Origin of the sequence: Streptomyces sp. NPDC055955 (assembly GCF_042270245.1) — a bacterium.
Lineage (GTDB): Bacteria > Actinomycetota > Actinomycetes > Streptomycetales > Streptomycetaceae > Streptomyces.
Window position 1 is genome coordinate 1 of sequence record NZ_JBHJYS010000024.1, and the last position, 17,328, is coordinate 17,328.

The 17,328-nt window shown below is 68.2% G+C and carries 16 protein-coding genes; 8 read left to right on the top strand and 8 right to left on the bottom strand.

All coding sequences use genetic code 11. The features are described 5' to 3' along the window. Positions 1-423 precede the first annotated feature (423 nt). Entirely contained in the window at positions 424-771 is a 348-nt protein-coding gene (locus ACFC96_RS36005) for a hypothetical protein (RefSeq protein ID WP_376616293.1), read from the top strand. 328 nt (positions 772-1,099) lie between these two features. Then, positions 1,100-2,215 (top strand): MerR family DNA-binding transcriptional regulator, encoded by a 1,116-nt coding sequence (locus ACFC96_RS36010; protein WP_376616295.1) that lies wholly within the window; start codon positions 1,100-1,102, stop codon positions 2,213-2,215. 270 nt (positions 2,216-2,485) lie between these two features. Here ACFC96_RS36010 and ACFC96_RS36015 read toward each other — a convergent pair whose 3' ends face one another. After that, positions 2,486-3,424 (bottom strand): GlxA family transcriptional regulator, encoded by a 939-nt coding sequence (locus ACFC96_RS36015; RefSeq protein ID WP_376222889.1) that lies wholly within the window; start codon positions 3,422-3,424, stop codon positions 2,486-2,488. 196 nt (positions 3,425-3,620) lie between these two features. Between ACFC96_RS36015 and ACFC96_RS36020 the strand changes: the two genes are divergently transcribed. The 5 genes from ACFC96_RS36020 to ACFC96_RS36040 all read left to right on the top strand — a co-directional run bounded on the left by ACFC96_RS36020 (position 3,621) and on the right by ACFC96_RS36040 (position 6,287). After that, positions 3,621-4,310 carry a DJ-1/PfpI family protein gene (locus ACFC96_RS36020; protein ID WP_376616296.1) on the top strand — a complete coding sequence of 230 codons (690 nt, stop codon included), beginning with the start codon at positions 3,621-3,623 and terminating at the stop codon, positions 4,308-4,310. A 69-nt stretch (positions 4,311-4,379) separates the two neighbouring features. Beyond that, entirely contained in the window at positions 4,380-4,697 is a 318-nt protein-coding gene (locus ACFC96_RS36025) for a hypothetical protein (RefSeq protein ID WP_376222895.1), read from the top strand. Continuing rightward, the gene (locus ACFC96_RS36030) at positions 4,694-5,215 is read left to right on the top strand and encodes a hypothetical protein (RefSeq protein ID WP_376616298.1); all 522 of its coding nucleotides are present in this window, start codon (positions 4,694-4,696) and stop codon (positions 5,213-5,215) included. Before ACFC96_RS36025 ends, ACFC96_RS36030 begins: the two co-directional genes overlap by 4 nt. Before the next feature lie 2 nt (positions 5,216-5,217). Further along, entirely contained in the window at positions 5,218-5,577 is a 360-nt protein-coding gene (locus ACFC96_RS36035; RefSeq protein WP_376616476.1) for a DUF3817 domain-containing protein, read from the top strand. Between the two features lie 173 nt (positions 5,578-5,750). Beyond that, positions 5,751-6,287 carry a GNAT family N-acetyltransferase gene (locus ACFC96_RS36040; protein WP_376616300.1) on the top strand — a complete coding sequence of 179 codons (537 nt, stop codon included), beginning with the start codon at positions 5,751-5,753 and terminating at the stop codon, positions 6,285-6,287. A gap of 349 nt (positions 6,288-6,636) precedes the next feature. Here ACFC96_RS36040 and ACFC96_RS36045 read toward each other — a convergent pair whose 3' ends face one another. The 5 genes from ACFC96_RS36045 to ACFC96_RS36065 form a co-directional block, all read right to left on the bottom strand. After that, a complete protein-coding gene (locus tag ACFC96_RS36045; RefSeq protein WP_376222906.1) occupies positions 6,637-7,722 on the bottom strand; it encodes an NAD(P)/FAD-dependent oxidoreductase in 1,086 nt (361 codons plus the stop codon). Between the two features lie 93 nt (positions 7,723-7,815). Next, complete coding sequence (locus ACFC96_RS36050) at positions 7,816-7,962, bottom strand: hypothetical protein (RefSeq protein ID WP_376616302.1); 147 nt, start codon at positions 7,960-7,962, stop codon at positions 7,816-7,818. A 128-nt stretch (positions 7,963-8,090) separates the two neighbouring features. Continuing rightward, positions 8,091-9,440, bottom strand: coding sequence for a flavin monoamine oxidase family protein (locus tag ACFC96_RS36055; protein ID WP_376616304.1), 1,350 nt, complete (start codon positions 9,438-9,440; stop codon positions 8,091-8,093). A gap of 203 nt (positions 9,441-9,643) precedes the next feature. Then, entirely contained in the window at positions 9,644-12,637 is a 2,994-nt protein-coding gene (locus tag ACFC96_RS36060) for an aminotransferase (RefSeq protein WP_376616306.1), read from the bottom strand. A gap of 325 nt (positions 12,638-12,962) precedes the next feature. Beyond that, the gene (locus ACFC96_RS36065; RefSeq protein WP_376222915.1) at positions 12,963-13,403 is read right to left on the bottom strand and encodes an Lrp/AsnC family transcriptional regulator; all 441 of its coding nucleotides are present in this window, start codon (positions 13,401-13,403) and stop codon (positions 12,963-12,965) included. A gap of 633 nt (positions 13,404-14,036) precedes the next feature. Here ACFC96_RS36065 and ACFC96_RS36070 point away from each other — a divergent pair. Continuing rightward, positions 14,037-14,534, top strand: coding sequence for a DinB family protein (locus ACFC96_RS36070; RefSeq protein WP_376616308.1), 498 nt, complete (start codon positions 14,037-14,039; stop codon positions 14,532-14,534). A gap of 243 nt (positions 14,535-14,777) precedes the next feature. Here ACFC96_RS36070 and ACFC96_RS36075 read toward each other — a convergent pair whose 3' ends face one another. Together ACFC96_RS36075 and ACFC96_RS36080 are read right to left on the bottom strand one after the other, a co-directional pair. After that, positions 14,778-15,431 (bottom strand): class I SAM-dependent methyltransferase, encoded by a 654-nt coding sequence (locus tag ACFC96_RS36075; protein WP_376616310.1) that lies wholly within the window; start codon positions 15,429-15,431, stop codon positions 14,778-14,780. An 807-nt stretch (positions 15,432-16,238) separates the two neighbouring features. After that, a complete protein-coding gene (locus ACFC96_RS36080) occupies positions 16,239-17,297 on the bottom strand; it encodes a hypothetical protein (protein WP_376616312.1) in 1,059 nt (352 codons plus the stop codon). Positions 17,298-17,328 lie beyond the last annotated feature (31 nt).

Here is a 17,328-nt window from a genome sequence, read left to right on the forward strand (position 1 = left end):
CGCAGACAACACCAGGCCCGCATCAGCCACTACAAACAACGCGGCCACACACCACCCGAAACTGCCCACCAGTCAGGGCAAAGACCGTTGCAGTACTAGTTCTAGGAACCCGGTCTCGGTATCCGCGACACCGAGACCGGGCCTGGCGGCATCACAGTAGGAGATGCTGAGCGGGGCACCGAGCCATCCGTTCGGGACTCCGAGATCACACCAAAGCCGCTGAGTCGGACCCCATCACGTCAGGTCGCCGAGATCCCCTCTCACGCCCCCAGAAGGGAACAGCCCCGACCTGGCCTGAGGGACACCCCTTACGCTGGCCCGATGGGGGCCGGGCTGCGCGAGCGATGGGGCGGACAACCAGCGTGGGTGAGGTGGACCCTCGCGGTGTACTTGATCGGTTTCCTCGTGGGGACTCGCACCCACGTGCTCGATGTCGCCCGTGACGGCATTCACGCCTATGCGATGTTCCCCCAAGTGCCCCTGCAGGTGTTCTTCGTCAGCTTGGTCGTCCTCGATCCGCTGGTCATCGTGTTGGTGGGACTCGTGCGGCGAGAAGGCATCTGGCTGGCGGGCGCCGTGATGGTGCTGGACGTGTGCGGCAACGGATGGGGCAACCGGCACTGGCTTCACGACGATCCTCCGCAGCTGCTGCGACTGTTGCCCCTCACACTGTTCGGAGTGTTCGTCGTTGCGTCCGTGCTTCCCTTGCAACGCGCGGCGCAGATTGGTTGTGCAGCGCCCGGCGGTCCCGCACCACGCAGACGCACCTGAGGCCACCGCCATCGGCGACAACACCGGCCGCTACGCGCTCGAAGGGCCCGGCCTGCGCCAAATACCCATTCGTGTCGCCCAGTCGGGTCGCTCCGCAGGCGAAGCGCGGCTCGATCCGCACGAGGGTGGCGCGACGACGCTGCGCCAACGGCCCAGCCACCGGGGCCCGGCAGATTCCCCCAAGCCCTCCCCTCCCCTCCCCTCCCCAACAGTCCGAGGCGAACCACCATGCCCCCAGAAGGACGGGTTCGGCCAAGCAAGCGTGCCGTCGCCATGGTCTTCCGCCAGGCTTGACCCTCACGTGACGTCAGGCTGCATAGTCGGTGCCGTGGAGGATCACTGGACCGTCGGACGCGTGGCCGAGTTGGCCGGCGTGAGCGTCCGCACGCTGCATCACTATGACGAGATCGGACTCGTGCGTCCGTCGGCACGAACCGCGGCCGGGTACCGGACCTACTCCGCGGGCGACGTGGAACGGCTCCGGGAGGTGCTGGCCTACCGGCGGCTGGGCTTCGGCCTGCGGGAGGTCGCGGAACTGGTGGGCGACGCGTCCACCGACGCGGTTGCGCACCTGCGCCGGCTTCGTGGCCTGCTGCTGGAGCGGCGTGATCGCGCCGACGCCATGGTGGCGGCCATCGACAGGGAACTTGAGGTACGGGCGAAGGGACTGAAGGTGACACCGGAGGAGCAACTGGAGATGCTCGGTGCACGGCTGTACGACGCGATCGGCACCGCTTACGCCGCGACTCGACGCACCGAGCCGCGGATCGCCGGGCAGATCTTGCAAGCACTCGGAGACGCGCAGACAGTACTGAACGTGGGTGCCGGCACTGGCTCCTACGAGCCTGCCGATCGCGAGGTGATCGCGGTGGAGCCATCAGCGGTCATGCGGGGACAGCGACCTGCCGGCTCGGCGCCGTGCGTTGCCGCCGCCGCAGAGAGCCTGCCGTTCGAGGACGACTCCTTCGACGTAGCGATGGCCGTCTCCACGGTTCACCACTGGGGGGACCCGATAGCGGGGCTGCGCGAGATGCGGCGCGTGGCCCGCCGCGTGGTGGTGCTCACCTTCGACACGGACGAGCCCGGATGGCAGGACCGGTTCTGGCTCACCCGCGACTACCTGCCCGAGTTCGCCGCCGTCCTCGAAGGTTTTCCCTCACTTGCCGGGATGGCAGACGCGATCGGCGCCCGCGCCGAGTCGGTGCCCGTCCCGTGGGACTGCGCTGACGGCCTGTTCGAGGCGTACTGGCGCCGACCCGACGCGTATCTGCAGGATCACGTGCGCCGTGCGGTGTCCGTGTGGACGAGGGTCGGGCCGGAGGCCGAACAGCGGGCGGTGCGAAGCCTCAGCGACGACCTCCACTCCGGCCGATGGGCCGAGCGCAACCGTGACCTCGCCCACCTCGACGCGGCGGATCTCGGCCTCCGCCTGCTCATAGCCTGATGGTGTCGGCGCGGTCCTTGAGCCGGCGCCCACCAGGTCGACGGGGACACACTTCCCCTTCCGGGGCTTGTTCCTCGCGCCTTGCCGTTCTTCGGCCGAGGACCATTTCAGGTCCAGGTCCAGGTCCAGGTACGGGTACGGGTACAGGTCCCGATACCAGCAGCACTTCGTGGTCTCGCCGTTCGTCCCGGAACAGCCACGCATACGTGACACCTCGACGCGCGAGGCGACCAGTCAAGGCCTGTTCGACCGCGGCGCCTGGGCGCTGGATCAGCTGAACGTGCGTCGGTAGCTCTGCGGGCTGACACCGGTGGTGCGTTTGAAGCGGTCGCGGAAGGTGGTGGGTGAGCCGAAGCCGACCTGGCCGCCGATGCGCTCCACCGAGTGCGCCGTGGTTTCCAGCAGGTGCTGTGCCTGGCGGATGCGGGCCCGGTGGAGCCACTGGAGCGGAGTGGTGCCGGTCTGTTCGCGAAAGCGCCGGATCAGGGTGCGGGTACTGGTCCCGGCCCGCGCGGCGATGTCGGCCAGGGTGAGGTCGCGGGCCAGGTTCTCCCGCAGCCACGTGAGCAGCGCCTCCAGTTCGGAGCCCTGTGGAGTGGGGGCGTGGTCGTAGACGATGAACTGCGCCTGTCCCCCCTCCCGTTCCAGAGGCATGACCGACAGGCGGGCGGCGTCGGCGGCGACGGCCGAGCCGTAGTCGCGCCGGATCATGTGCAGGCACAGGTCCAATCCTGCGGCAGCGCCGGCCGACGTGAGGAACTGGCCGTTGTCGACGTAGAGGACGTCCGGGTCGACGTCGATGTCGGGGTGGAGGGTGGCGAGAAGCTCGGCCGCGCACCAGTGGGTCGTGACGCGTAGCCCGTGGAGGAGCCCTGTGGCGGCCAGGGGGAAGGTGCCTGCGCAGATGGAGGCGATCCGTGTGCCGTCAGCGGCGGCCGAGCGTAGCGCGTCACGTACGGCGGGAGGGAGCGGGGCGGTGGGGTCGGCGACGCCCGGCACGATGATCGTGTCCGCGTCCCGGAGGCCGGCGAGGTCCCAGGGGGCGCGCAGGGTGAAGGCTCCGGCATCGATCTCGTCGCGCTCGGCGCACACCCGGACCTGATAGCCGGGCCGGCCGTCGGGCAGGCGGGTCCGCGAGAAGACCTCGATCGGGGTGGACAGGTCGAACGGGATCACCTGATCCAGCGCGAGGACGGCAACGGTGTGCATGGCCAGAACCTACCTCCTCACCGCACGATGCATCCGAGCCGATCTCCGGACATTCCCATGTCAGCGCGCTTGTGAGGCATCCGGAGGCTCTTGGCAATTTCTCGTTGAAACCTGTCACTCGTGCCACTGGGCGATCGGGTCCACTACCGGTTGACTTCAAGGCGTCGGAGAGAAAGCGACCCCGAAGGAACGCCCGATGCACATCCAGGTTGTCTTGTTCGACGGTTTCGACCCGCTCGACGTCATCGCCCCCTACGAAGTGCTGTACGCCGGTGGCACGGCGTCGGACGGAGCGGTGACCGTGGAACTGGTCTCGGCGGAGGGACCCCGAGAGGTGATCAGCGGCACCGGAGGGCTGGTGCTGCGTGCCGCGGCAGCCCTCGACCCGGAACGGGCGGACATGATCCTCGTACCCGGAGCCTCCGGCCGCGTCGGCGAACCCGGCGAGGTGCCGCAAGAGGAGGCGGGCGTCGGTGAGTGGAAGCAGGACGAGTTCATCCCGGTGCTGCTGGGGCGCACGCTGACCACCGAGCTGCCTGCCCTCCTGCAGCAGGCGATGGAGGATCCGGACGTGACGGTCGCCACCGTCTGCGGCGGCTCGCTCGTCCTGGCCATGGCCGGTCTGCTGGAGGGACGCCACGCCACCACCCACCACTTGGGTCTGGACATGCTGGACGCCACCGGCGCCCACGCGGTCCGCGCCCGCATCGTGGACGACGGCGACCTGATCACCGGCGCCGGCGTGACCTCCGGGCTCGATCTGGGCCTCTACCTGCTGGAGCGCGAGCTGGGCCCCCGTATCGCGCACGCGGTCGAGGAACTCTTCGCCCACGAGCGTCGCGGCACTGTCTGGCGCGCCCACGGGCCGGCTCCCGTCGCCCCTTGAAACACCCGGCCGCGCTCGCCGCCGGTCACTCCCTCATTCCCGTAACGCACAGTCAGGAAGTACATCGGCATGCCCGTAGAAGGCACCTGGAACCTGTCCATCTCCACCCCCATCGGCACGATGCAGGCCGTGGTCGAACTCCGTCGGCACGACGGAGTCCTGACCGGAACCGCCCACGGAGCCGGCGAGGAGGTACCGCTGCACGATGTGGTCCTCGACGGCGACCGGCTCACCTGGAAGCAGGCCATCACCAAGCCCTTGCGGCTGAACCTGGCATTCGATGTGACCGTCGACGACGACACCCTCCAGGGCACCTCCAAGGCCGGCCGCCTCCCGGCCTCGAAGGTCACCGGCGAGCGCCAGACCACTGCGGAGTACCAGGCGTGACCAAGCTCCTTCTGTCCCTGCACGTCCTGGCCGCCCTCGTCACCGTCGGCCCGGTCACGGTCGCCGCCAGCATGTTTCCCGCGACCCTGCGACGCGCCCTCGGCGCCCCCGATGCCGACTCCGACGACGACTCCGACGACGACTCCGACGACTCCGACGACGGCAACATCCTCACGACCCTGCGCACTCTGCACCGCATCTGCCGGGTCTACGCAGGTATCGGCATCGCCGTGCCCCTCTTCGGCCTCGCCACAGCCGGCAGCCTCGGTGTCCTCGGCGACGCGTGGCTGATCACCTCGATCCTCCTGACCGCGGCGGCCGCCGGTGTCCTGGCCCTGCTGATCCTGCCCGCCCAGGACCGCGCTCTGGCCGAGACGACGGGTTCCGCCTCGCCCTTGTCGGCGCCAACTCCCTTGGCACCGGGCCGTCTCGCCATGGTCACCGGCATCTTCAATCTGCTCTGGGCCACCGTCACCGTACTGATGATCATCCGTCCCGGCTCCACCACGGGAGTGTGACCATGTACGTCCAGTCTGCGCGCCATCCGCGCATCGCGGCGCACGTCGAGCTGATCTCCCTGATCGTGATGCTGGCCAATGTGTTCACCGTCCACCTCAAGCCCATCTCGTCCTTGGCCGGCCCCACCCACGGCTGCGCCTACCTGTTCGTCGTGATCGCGACATGGCGCCTCCAACAGGCACCGCCCGCCGCCAAGGCCGTGGCCCTCGTTCCGGGCGTCGGCGGGCTGCTCGCGCTGCGACAGGTCGACCGCGCCGATTCGGCCCGCGTGCAGACGGAAGAAGTCGGGGCTTCGGGAGAGACCGACCTTCCCTCGGGTGTGGCGGAGCGCAGTGCCCTGGGGCTGCGTGCTGGATCGTAGATCCTGCAGCCCGGGGCGGGTTGTTCCAGCCCTGGGCCGTGTGACCGGATCACGCGTGACAAGTGCAGCACCTTGCCGTGTGTGTCAGCCACGGTGGCTGTCCACCCTGTATCCCTTTCCGAAAGCGGCAGTTGAGCTACGCGGACGGCTGGAGCACTGCGATCATCCGAGGCATGACGTGGGACTGGAACGGCAGTGAAGTCGCCTTCAGGGTCGCGGCCGACGAACAGACGGACGATGTCCTGCAGGTGCTCGATGAGGCGGCCGGTTGGCTCGGTGCGCGGGGGATCACCCAGTGGCCCGCACGATTCGAAGCGGAGTGGGTTGCCGAGGCGATAGCGCGTGGCGAGACGTGGCTCATCGGCGTCGGAGGCAGCGTCGCCGGCACGATCACTCTGGATTGGGAAGATCCCCTGTGGACGGAGCTCGGCGGGTCCGCGGGTTACGTGCATCGGATGGCGGTGCGCCGCTGGGCTGCGGGGCTGGGGGTGGTGATGCTCGGATGGGCGTCCGATGCCGCCCGTCACCGTGGTGCCGACGCGCTGCGGCTGGACTGCGTGAGCTCCAACGCGCGGTTGCGCGCCTACTACGAGGCTCGCGGGTTCGTGCACCGCGGTGATGTGGCTGTGGGCGGCGCCCCTGGGCAGCGGCGGGACGAAGGACCTGTCACCTGGGTGAGCCGGTACGAACTCGACTTGTCGGCCGCTTGACCGTCACTGTCACAGCCATACGTCGATGGCTGCGATCGGCACTGTTGCTTCGCAGGGGGAAATGGGCCTGGGCGTGAACTGCGTGTACCTGGTGTCCAGGTCCCTGCGCTCGGGACCTGGCCGACCTGCGGGGCAAGCGGGGCAGCGGGGCAGCGGGGCAGCCCAGTCTCGGAGCACGCAGCAGGGGCCCCTGATCGGGGCAGGTTGCCGGACGGGGCTCGTGCCCTGGGGAGCTGTACCTCGTGGGGACGTCGCTCCCGCTGTATAGGTGGTGCCGGTCGGGCTGGAGCCGTCAGGCTTCCCGGCACAGCGTGGGCGCGTTGCTGGGGTGGAGGCCTCGATGTGGATGTCACCGTCGGTTAGGACGAAATGGAGCAAGCAATGGGTGTTTCACCCCCGTGAGTATCTCGTCCGCCAGTAGCCGACCCACGATTCCGCACAAGGTCACTCCGCTGTGCGTGACGGCTTCGTAGTATCCCCGCGCCTCCGTCGCCGAGCCGAGCGAGGGAAATCCGTCCCAGGGGATCGGCCTCCATCCGACGCGAGCATCGACGAGTTCCGCATCAGCCAGTTCCGGCACCACCTCCCGGGCGAGGGAGAGCAGCTCATCGATGTGTGAGGGGTGGGCATAGCCGGTTGGTCCCAGCTTGTTGTCGACAGTCCGGCTGTGGACGAGGACTTGATGGTGGCCGTCCACGCGAATCTCCACGTTCGGTGCATGCATGGCTTGCCGGACGGGGTCGGTCCTGCAGTGGAGGCGGGCCACGCAGCCAGGTTCTTCGATCAGGGAAAGCTCTCTCCCGATCATTCTCGCTACCAAGTCGCCATGTGGGCCTGCCGCGTTGACGACTGCGTCAACCGGGTGGGTGGTCGTCCCGACCGTGATGTCGGTGATGCGGGACTGGCTCACGCCGATACCCCGAACGGGCCTGCCCAGGAGGGCAGTGGCTCCTTGCGCGACAGCGAGAGAAGTGAGCTGCCTGGCCAGACGTGGGGCGTCGATGGCCGGCTCGGCCGGGAAGTGCGCCACTGGATGATCAGGATGGGGGAACCGCACGTGCGGCTCCAGGACGTCGTTCGCGTACCGGGCGGTCACGATCTGGGCGGGGTACCCGCGTGCAGCGAGGCTGTCGACCCTGCTGCGGAGCTTCGCCGAGTCGCCTTCGGCTGCGGCCCAGCGCAGATGCCCGGTGGCCAGTACCCATTGCGCGTCGAGTTCGTCCGCCATCCCGGCGAGTTCGTGCAGCCCTCTCTCGCGCAGGGCAAAGTACGCGGGATCTTCCACACTGCTTGCGTTCGCCCAGGCGAAGCTGGCCCTGGTGGTCGCCTCGCCGGGCTGGCCTGAGTCGACCAACAGCACTTCCGCGCCGCGTTGAGCGAGCCGCCACGCGATCGCACTACCGACAACACCGGCACCGACGACTGCGACTTTCACTTGTGTGCCCTCCCCCTGTGCCCAACTGCCGTGTAGACAGTGGGAATTTACCCAGCCGAGCTGCTTGGGCACAGGTCCAGGGCGAGGTGCCCGTCACGCACGACGAGGGGCAACCAGGCTGATGCTGACGACGGCGGCCGCGCGGTCGGCCTCAGTCCACACGTCCAGCGGGTCCGGATCGCCGCTGTGGGGCGGTGGGCGATCGCTGACCAGCGCCACGGCGGCCTGGGCGCTGTCCATCTCTGCGATCCGCGAGCCGGCCCCGGCTCAGCCCCTCAACGCATCTCTTTGTTGCCGTCTCCTGCCTAGAAGGACGGGGATTCCCCACGGCGTGGTGCCAAGTATGGGATGACGTCTCTTGGATGACGTCACGTCGAAGGGTTCATGCCCCGTGTGAGCTCGGCCAGGGAGAGCGGTGAACCGAGGACCCGCTCGGCCGCACGATGGCCTGAGCAGAGCGCGCCGTGGACGGTCGCCGGGTCGCGCCCCCAGGTCGCTTCGCCTGCAAAGTGGAGAACGCCGTCGACGGGTTCTGCCATCGCATCGTGATCGTGGTGCGAAGCGCCGACGGCGACGTACGAGTACGAGCCGAGGGCGAGCGGGTCGCTGCCCCATCGGGTGATCCAGTGCGCCACCGGCTCGGGTACGGCGTCGCCGTAGATCTTGCGGAGGGAGCTGAGTACCGACGAGACCACCTCATCGTCGGCCTTCTGCTCGATCTCCCGCCCCCAGGCACCTCCGGCGAAGGTGAGCAGCATCGGCCTGCCGCTGACCGCGGAGACGTCGTACCAGGAGTGCCAGGGCACACCGGCCGGGCCGTGCTGCCGGATCGCGTAGACATCGTCCGGCCAGAACTGCTTCTCGAACTGCAGGAAGACCTTGTTGAACACGCCCATCCCGAGCCGAGCGATGGGTCCCGCGACGGCGTCGGGCAGAGCGGGCGTGAAGTCGATGGCCCCTGCTTTGAGCACGCCCAACGGCACCGTGACAATCACGTGCGCGGCCTCGAAAGACTCGTTCTCCGTGTCGACGCGCACCCCCGCAGGCGACCTGGTGACGGCGGTCACGGTCATTCCCAGACGCACGTCGAGACCTTCGGCGAGAGCGCGGGGCAGCGCATCGTAGCCGCCCGGGAAGATCACTTCGTCACCTTCGATGGCGTCCTCGTCGAGGCCATGAGCGGCGACCTGTTCGACCTCCGCGCCGCATTGCTCCTCCGTCCGATGCCGGTAGAAGGCACGCACGCGTTCGGCGCGTTCGGGTTCCCATCCGGTCGCGGCAAGGGCGCGCTCGGCGGCAATGGCGTAACTCTCGTCGTGACCGGACTTCGCGACGGTGGCCTGGAGAAGCTCATCTGCCGTGTCGACGTCGAGGGTCCATTCTCGTGTCGCGTCGTCGTCCAGCAGGCGCAGAGATTCGTCGTAGTCGGCGATCGGCCGCCCGCCGGCCTGGAAGCTGCCCACCGTGAACTCGCGCGTCTCCATCCCGAGCGCGGCGACAATTCCCGTAAGCGGGTTGCCGGTGAGGCCATGGATCCATGAGGCGCCCCGATCGACGCAGAAGCCTGCCGTGCGGTCCGTCCACGTCCGCCCACCGACGCGGTCCCGCGCCTCAAGCACGACCACCTGCTGTCCTGCGGCGTGAAGCAGTCGTGCTGCCGTGATGCCGGCTGTTCCCGCGCCGACGACGATCGTGTCCATCATCATTCTCCTGTCCAAGTCTTACGGTCGGATCTGGATGCCGGCGATCGGAGGCAGGCGAGCCGTCGACGGCGACGCTTTTCACTGGAGTGGGGGCATCTGGATGTCGTGGCGGAGCGAGGCCCAGCGGTGGGAGTCGTGTGATCGACTCCGTTCGTCGGCGTGCGGCGGCTGGGACGGCCCGGCGTACGCCACCGGGCCTCGGCCCCGGGTGTACGACGTCAGGAGGCGTACCCGAGTTGGTCGAGGGCCCGCTCCAGCGTGTCGGCGAAGAAGTCGGCCGCGGTGGTGTCGATGCACAGCGGTGGCTTGATCTTCAGGATGTTGAGGTGGTCGCCCGTGGGCTGGACGACCACTCCGAGGTCGAGCATGCGGTCGCACAGTTCCGCGGTCTCTTCCGTCGCGGGCTGCAGGCGGTCGCGGTCGCGGACGAGTTCGAGGCCGAGGTACAGACCCGAGCCGTGCACGGCGCCGATGATGCCGTAGCGGTCGGCCAGCGCCGTCAGGCGGTGTTTGAGATGGCGGCCGACGCGTGCCGCGTTGCCCTGGAGGTCTTCGTCGCGCAGGGTGTCCAGGACGGTGAGACCTACAGTGCTGGAGACTGGGCTGCCGCCTGTCGAGGAGAAGAAGTAGCCCTGCTCGCGGTACTTCTCGGCGACCGCCTTGGAGGTGATGACCGCGCCGAGCGGGTGGCCGTTGCCCATGGCCTTGGCGACGCAGACGATGTCGGGGACGACTTGCTGCTGCTCGAAGCCCCAGAACCAGTGGCCCAGGCGGCCGTAGCCGACCTGGACCTCGTCGGCGACGGTCAGGCCACCGTGGCGGCGGATCGCTGCGTACACCTGGGCGAGGTAGCCGTCGGGCAGCGCCACTCCCCCGGCGTTGCCGTAGAAGGTCTCGCTGAGGAAGGCTCCTGGCGGGCGTCCGGACGAGGCCAGTTCGTCGATGGCGGCGACGGCCTCGGGGGCGTAGCGGGCGGCGTCCGGCCCTCGGTGCCGGCCGCGATATGAGTTGGGCGAGTCCACGGTGTGCACCCAACTGGGGCGGGTGGCGAGGGCGTTGGGGTTGTCCTGCAGGGACGTGGAGACCGCGTCGGAGGCATAGGTCCAGCCGTGGTAGGCCTCGCGCAGCGCGACGACGTCGCTCTGGCCGGAGGCGCCGATGGCGAGCCGGATACCGAGATCCACCGCTTCGGAACCGGAGTTGACGAGAAACACCGTGTCCAGCGGGTCGGGCAGCAGTGCGGCGAGGCGCTCGGTGAACTCCACCACCGAGGCGTAGTGGAACCGCGAGTTGGTGTTCAGGCGCCGCAGTTGCCGTGCGACGGCCCGCTCGATGCGCGGGTGGGCGTGGCCGAGCGGGGTGACGTTGTTGACGATGTCGAGGTAGGAGCGGGCGTCGGTGGAGAGCAGGTGGTGGCGCCAGCCACGCTCGATGCGGGGCGGGGTGGCGTAGTAGTGCCCTTGTACGGTCGCGAACACCGCGTCTCGCCGCTCCAACAGATCCGCGTGGTCCGCGTGGTCCGCGTGGTCCGCGTGGTCCGCGTGGCGGATGGGGTCGCCGGCCGGGAGGCCGAGGAGGCGGGCCGGGTCCGCCGTGAGCGGAAGCCAACCGGCGGCGTACTCGGGCCGCACCATGTGGGGGACGGCGGGACTGTCGGGGTTGTGGATCGCGATGTGAAGCGTGGTGTCGGGGGCGAAGTGGGCCAGGCACTCGCCCGCCTCGACCTCCGTGCCGGTGGTGATCAGTGGGTGAACCGTGTCGGGGAAGGACAGGGTCAGTACCCGCGGGCCGTACGTGATCTCCAGTCGGCCCGGTTGTACGGCGAGGATCGTTCCCGCGGCAGGCGCCTGCGCCGAGACGGGCCTGTCGAGCCACAGGTCGATGCCGGTGGGCACGGTGGCGGGGGAAAGGGCTGACAGGGGTGGTGCCTGAGTGAGGCGGGCCTGTCCGTATCGGGTGACCGCGGCAGCGGCTCCCTCCGCGAGCGCCTGCGCTGCCAGCCGGTCTTCGGCACCAGATTCGCACCAACCGCCGCGGTCCATGGCGTCGGCGCCGGTGGACAGGTCCAGGACGGTGATGTCGTCGGCGGCGAGGCCGCGCAGCAGCAGATGCGGCGGCACATCCGTCGTCACCGGTGCGTCGGCCCGGCCGACGGCGTCCTTGACCAGGTGTGTCATCACGGGCAGGGGCAGGCTGGTGGCCTGCTCGAAGATGCGCCATTCACGTTCGAGCGCGGACGTGGCGTAGGTGTTGTCCTCGTCGACAGCGGCCTGTTGGCGCCCGCTGACGACCAGGCCGGCGGCACGCAGGACCACGAGCGGCCACAGCACGTCCGTCTCCTGTGCCGACAGCGGACGTACGGCGTGGAACGCGCGGACGGCGGGCAGCACCTGGTGGGGCTCGACTCCGTCGTGGTGCAGCATCGAGGACAGCGATACGGCGAGTTCGCCGACCGCCCAACTCGTGGTGAGGTCACCGAAGTCAATGATGCCGTCGGGCACGGGGAGGTGGTTGTCCGGAGTGCGTATCAGGTTGTCGTCGGTGAGGTCGAGGTGCACGGCCTGCAGCGGCAACCGCTCGGCATGCGGTTCGACCTGTGCCCAGGCGTCGGCGGTCGCGGCGCGGACAGCCGCACGGCGATCCAACTCGCCGACGTACTGGTCGAGTTCGCTGACGACTCGATGGGCGTGGCGCAGGTCCCACTGCAGCACGCGGTCAAGGCCCGGGTGCCGGAAATCGCGCAGGGCCGCGGAGACCTTTCCGGTGATCGTGCCCATGGCCGCCACCGTGCTCGGCGACAGGTGTCGCGGCCCCGAGAGAGCACCACCGGGCAGGTATCGCAGCAGCCGCGCGATCGCCGGCCCGCTCTCCGTGTCCACTGTCCGGCACAGAGCAGAACCGTCGGGGTGACGCAGGACGGTGGCGACGCGCAGTTCCGGGTGGGCCGCGGCGATCAGGTCGGCGGCGGCATCTTGAGCGTCGATCTCCGCGGAACCGAAGGCCGGATGGGCCACCTTCAACACCGCCAAGGGCGTGCCGTCACCGTCGCACAGCAGGAAGTTGGCGTCCTGCTGGCTCCCCAGCTCCTGCGCGCGAACGGGTACTCCGAGCAGTTGACCGGCTATGCCCTCGGCCTGAACAGGTGTCACCTGGGGGGCGGGGAGAGCGCCTTGGGTGAAGAAGTCGATGGTGCGGTGCTCGTCGAGCGGCATGGAGGTCCTTGGCTGGCTGGCTGCTGGCTGCTGGCTGGGCGAAGCGTGAAGTGGCGGGTGCGCGGACGCCGCTTGGGCCTGTCCGGCAGATCAGTCCGCGCGTGGGGCGGTAGGCGTCTTTCCGTTCAGATGAACGGATGCGGCTGCGGCGACTGCGAGGCGGAGCGGGCAGGTAAGGCGGAGCGTCGGCACCGACGAACTCGCGCACGGGCGGACTCCTCGGGTGAAGCCGCGAGCGACTAGAGGTCCGAACCCGCGACCGCGGCATGAAACGAGAAGGAGTACCGCACCCGCGACGGACGCGGCATGATCCGCCGGACCGGCTCTAATCGACCCCCCACATGAACCGGTGGGTGTGGATGCCGAAGTACGGGAAGCTCTCCACGGACGCGACCCCGTCGACGGTCCGTACGACATCGTTGATGAAGTCCAGGAGATCGCGCGGCTTACTGCACACGACCTCGGCAAACAGGTCGAAGCGACCAGAAGTGAGAACGCTGTAGACAACCTCGTCGTGCCGGGAGAGCTCGTCCGCCACGGCCCGGGAGTCGCCTCCGACCCGCAGCCCCAGGAGCGCCATCGTCTGCTGGTTCATGGTCATCGGGTCGGTCACTCCGACGACCTGGACCACTTTGGCGTCGATCAACCGCTGCAGCCGGAGCCGCGCAGCCGAGGGCGAGAGCCCCACCTTCGGCCCCAGATCGGCGTAGGGGATGCGGCCGTCGATCTGCAGCTCCCGCAGAATCGCGCGGTCGGTGTCATCCATGAAGAACCTCCTTCCTCTGCATGAACGGCGCATCACGCACTCGTTTCACTCACCATGTCGGATCTCAGCGCGAGAATCAACAGCCCTGTCGACAGAATCGAGCATGCACCCTTCCGCGCGTACCACGCCGCCCTCATCGGCTCGCCCCGCGCCGAAGCACTGCTCCACCCCCTGGCCATACCGGCCACCCACGTCGAAGCCGAAGCATGGACGGGATCCACCCGCGTCACCGGCGGGCGAAAATCCCAACCGCGCAGCCCCAGAACTTGCTCAACGTCTCGTCTCCGGAGTCGCTTGACCGTCGCCGGCGAATTCCGTCAGTCCGGTCACGTCGTCCATGCGACCGCGGATGGGTGTACTGGCACGGGTGAGACAGCGGACGTTGCCGCCAGGCCGCGCATCGAGCCGTGATCAATTTGCTGGGTTCGTCCCCAGGGCGCCCTCGGGACAGGATGGGGCCGCTGGAGATCCTTAGCTGCTGAGGTCACTTACAAGCTCAACACCTCGTCCGCGGCGAACGGCAGCGGGCCGCGTCTCCGTGCCCGCCCCCTGGCAAGGGGTTCTCCGCTCTCCTCAAACCTGGAATAGTCCTACGGCGCGTGACGACGGATGCGTTGCTCGAGAGGATGACTTATGGCTCCCACCAACGCGATGACCGCGGAAGCTGTTGCCCTGCAGCATTTCCTGGACGCCCAGCGGGCCAGTGCGTCGGCCATCCTCGACGGGCTCACCGATGAGCAGCTGCGGACCTCGGTGCTGCCCTCGGGATGGACACCACTGGGACTGATCAAGCATCTGGTTGATGCCGAGCGGCACTGGTTCCAAGAGGTGTTTTGCGGAACCGCGGTCGATGTCCCGTGGCCCGACGACGAGGACGTGATGACATCGGGGCGCCCGGTTGCGGAGGTGTTTGCTTTCTACCGGCAGCAGTGCGAACGAGGCAATGCCCTGCTCGCCACCACTCCGCTGGACGCGAAGCCGGCCGGGCGGCACGGCAGCGCCCTGGACGAGGAGACCGCCGATTTGCGGGGGATCGTTCTCCACATGATCGAAGAGACCGCGCGGCATCTCGGCCACCTCGATGCCGCGCGTGAGCTCCTCGACGGTCGCACCGGCCTCGGCCCGCGCTAGAGATCCTCACAGCCGGGCGTACGGCGTCAGCCGTACTCCTCCAGCGGCCGCTGCACTCCCAGCCTGAAGAACTCCCCTTTTTCATCGGTCAGTTGTATCTGTTCCAGCCGGTTGCCCAGCAGATAGTCCACCACCGCGGCACTGGCCGGAGTGCAGCTCAAGGGTGGGCCAGGCCCCACCGGATGGACCCCGAACACTTCGGCGCTGCGAGCACCTGCGCAGACCTCGTCCGCTGCTGCCGCATCACGAGCTCGCTGTTTTGCGTACGAGGAGCTGGATTCCCCTTGCCGGATGCCCACTCATGGTGTTCACCGTGATGTCCCGGGTGTCGAGGGGTTCGAATCCAGACAGCAGGGATGAGAACCATGAGCGGGGGTGGTGGCGGAACACCGCGCCGTCGTCTGTCTCGAAGACGCCGTAATGGTCGTAGCGGCCGGCACAGCGGTCGTAGCGACTGCGGTTGCGTTCGTCGTCCTGCAGCACGTAGTCACTGACGTACAGGATCCCGCCAGGCCTGAGAACCCGATTCAGCTCATCGACCAGTCGGCGCTGGGCTTCTTCGCCAGGGATGCACGTCAGCACGGCAAAGAGCACGGCCGTGTCGAAGACTGCATCCGGATACGGCGAGAGTGGCGGTGTGTCCAAGACGGCGAAGCGTGCGGTGGGTTGGAGAAGACGTGCGCGCTCGATCATTCCTGGCGAGGTGTCGATACCCGTGAGATGGTCGAAGCCCTGCTGTTCGAGCTCCTGCAGCGTGCGGCCGTAGCCGCATCCATAGTCGAGAATCGCGGCGTGCCGGTCGATCCCGTCAAGCCATGGCAGATGGAGCGGGTGCGTGAAAGTCTTCGTGGCTGCGGCAGCATCCCAGTAGGGAATCTGACGGTCGAGGTCCGACATGGCGTCTGCCTTCCTGGCGGCCCCGCCCAGGTCGCCCATGACCACGGCGGTAGGACTGCGATCAGCCGCCTCCGCTCGAAGTGGTCAATGACCTGACAAGGTACGCCCTTCCAGAGTCAGTCAACAGAATCCGCCAACTCCTCTCCGAGAAGACACACTCCAGCCGGCGGCCGGGTCCGCGATCCCGGCAGGCATGGTGCCTAGTATCCGGTCGCACAGTCGACCGCGGTACGGAGCTGCCCATCAGGCGGTCGATCATCGAGTGATCCTGCTTGAGCGATCACAGCACAGGGAGCAGCTCCGGATGCGCATCTGCGATGGCCCGGAACAAGGTGAAGCCTGCGCTCTGGTGGTGGCTGTCGAGAGCGGCACAGAAGCCGCGGCAATACAGCAGCACTTCACGAGTGGCTGCCTTCCCAGAGGTGCCGTCGGTAAGCGAGGCGCGGCGGGGTGGGGCGAGGTGAGTAACGGCTCGGACTGGCGACCTCCTAGCCCGTCCGGGCACCTTCACGCTTGGGTCATGCGGAGACACCACGGGGTACGTAGTGGAACGGCCGGCGGGGGCCTGCTCAACGGTTGCCTGGTTGTGGTCGTGCTGTTTCTTGTGTGCTTCATCGGACTCGGCTCGATCAAGTGCCGTCTCTCTCACAACGTCACAGAGGGCGTGCCGGAGTGCGGCACCTGGCCTGGTCGGACAATGTCGATGCATCGCATCGGCCGGCATGAACTGATGGCTTGGTTTACGGATTCCAGGGGAAACGAACTCCGAACTCCCTTCCACACAGGCACGGATCATGGCTGGGCGGCCTACTGGACGCTCCAGCGGTGCGGGTGGCCGGGTTCTTCAGGGCAGGCGAAGATGTTGAGTTCGCCCCAGCGGCCCACGGCGACCTCGGTCGGCGTACCGGACCGGTGCGCGGGCAGGCCCTGTTCTTCCAGTGGTTTCCAGCTGCCACTGCCGCCGTCCCATTCCGAGCTGTCGATGGTCAGCAGCAGGTGCATGGGTGTCGAGCAGGTCCGGCAGTTCACAGGGGACGGGTCTGTGGTGTGCCAGGAGGCGAAACCGCCGACGCGCCAGCCCGGTGGGATGGACAGGTCGTACTGGTAGCCGACCACCGCTGCGGTGTCCTCGTCCGCCAGTTCCTCATCCTCCAGCTCCTCGGCTGCCAGCTCCTCGGCCTCCTCCAGCGCTTCTTCCCAGGCGTCGATCCGGGCGCACAAGTCCTCTGGGAGAAGTCCGGCGAACGGGTAGGTGGTCACTTGCTCCGGGTGCAGCACACACGGTTCGGGCACGTACCCCTCGAAGCCGACGACCTGCGGCTGCGGCGGTGAAGTCTGCACCTCGGCGACCTCCCACGACCGGCGCCAGCGCAGGTCGAGCAGCATGCCGTAGCCGGTTGGTCCGTGCGCGTCGAAAGGGCACCAGAACACCTGGAGCAGATCGCAGTCGTCCGGCCCGGCCGGCAGGTCCGGGATGTCTTTCCTGTACAGCTGCGCAACGCCGATCAGCGGAAGTGGATCGTTGGCAGCAGCCTCTGGGAGACGGTGTTTCTGTTCCAGTTGCTCCAGCAGCTGCCGCTCCCCGTCCGTGGGGCCGGGGTTCGGTTCACGCAGCCATGCGGAAGCCAGGATCTGCCGCTGTCGGCGGATGTCCGCCGGGCGTCGGCCACGCGCGTGGCTGTGGGGCTCGGTGCACATCGGCCATGGTTCGTTCGCCGGCCACAGCAGCGGACCGCCCACGGAACTGTCCGCCACTTCCGGTCGGCCCGGGCGCGGGTGGAGCCGGGTGGTGGTGCCCCGGTGGGCCGACAGTTCCGGGAACAGCGCCTCGACATCGAGCGGGCGCGGCGGTGTGGTCCTCGACATGCACGTGACCCTAAACCGCCGCCAACGGTCA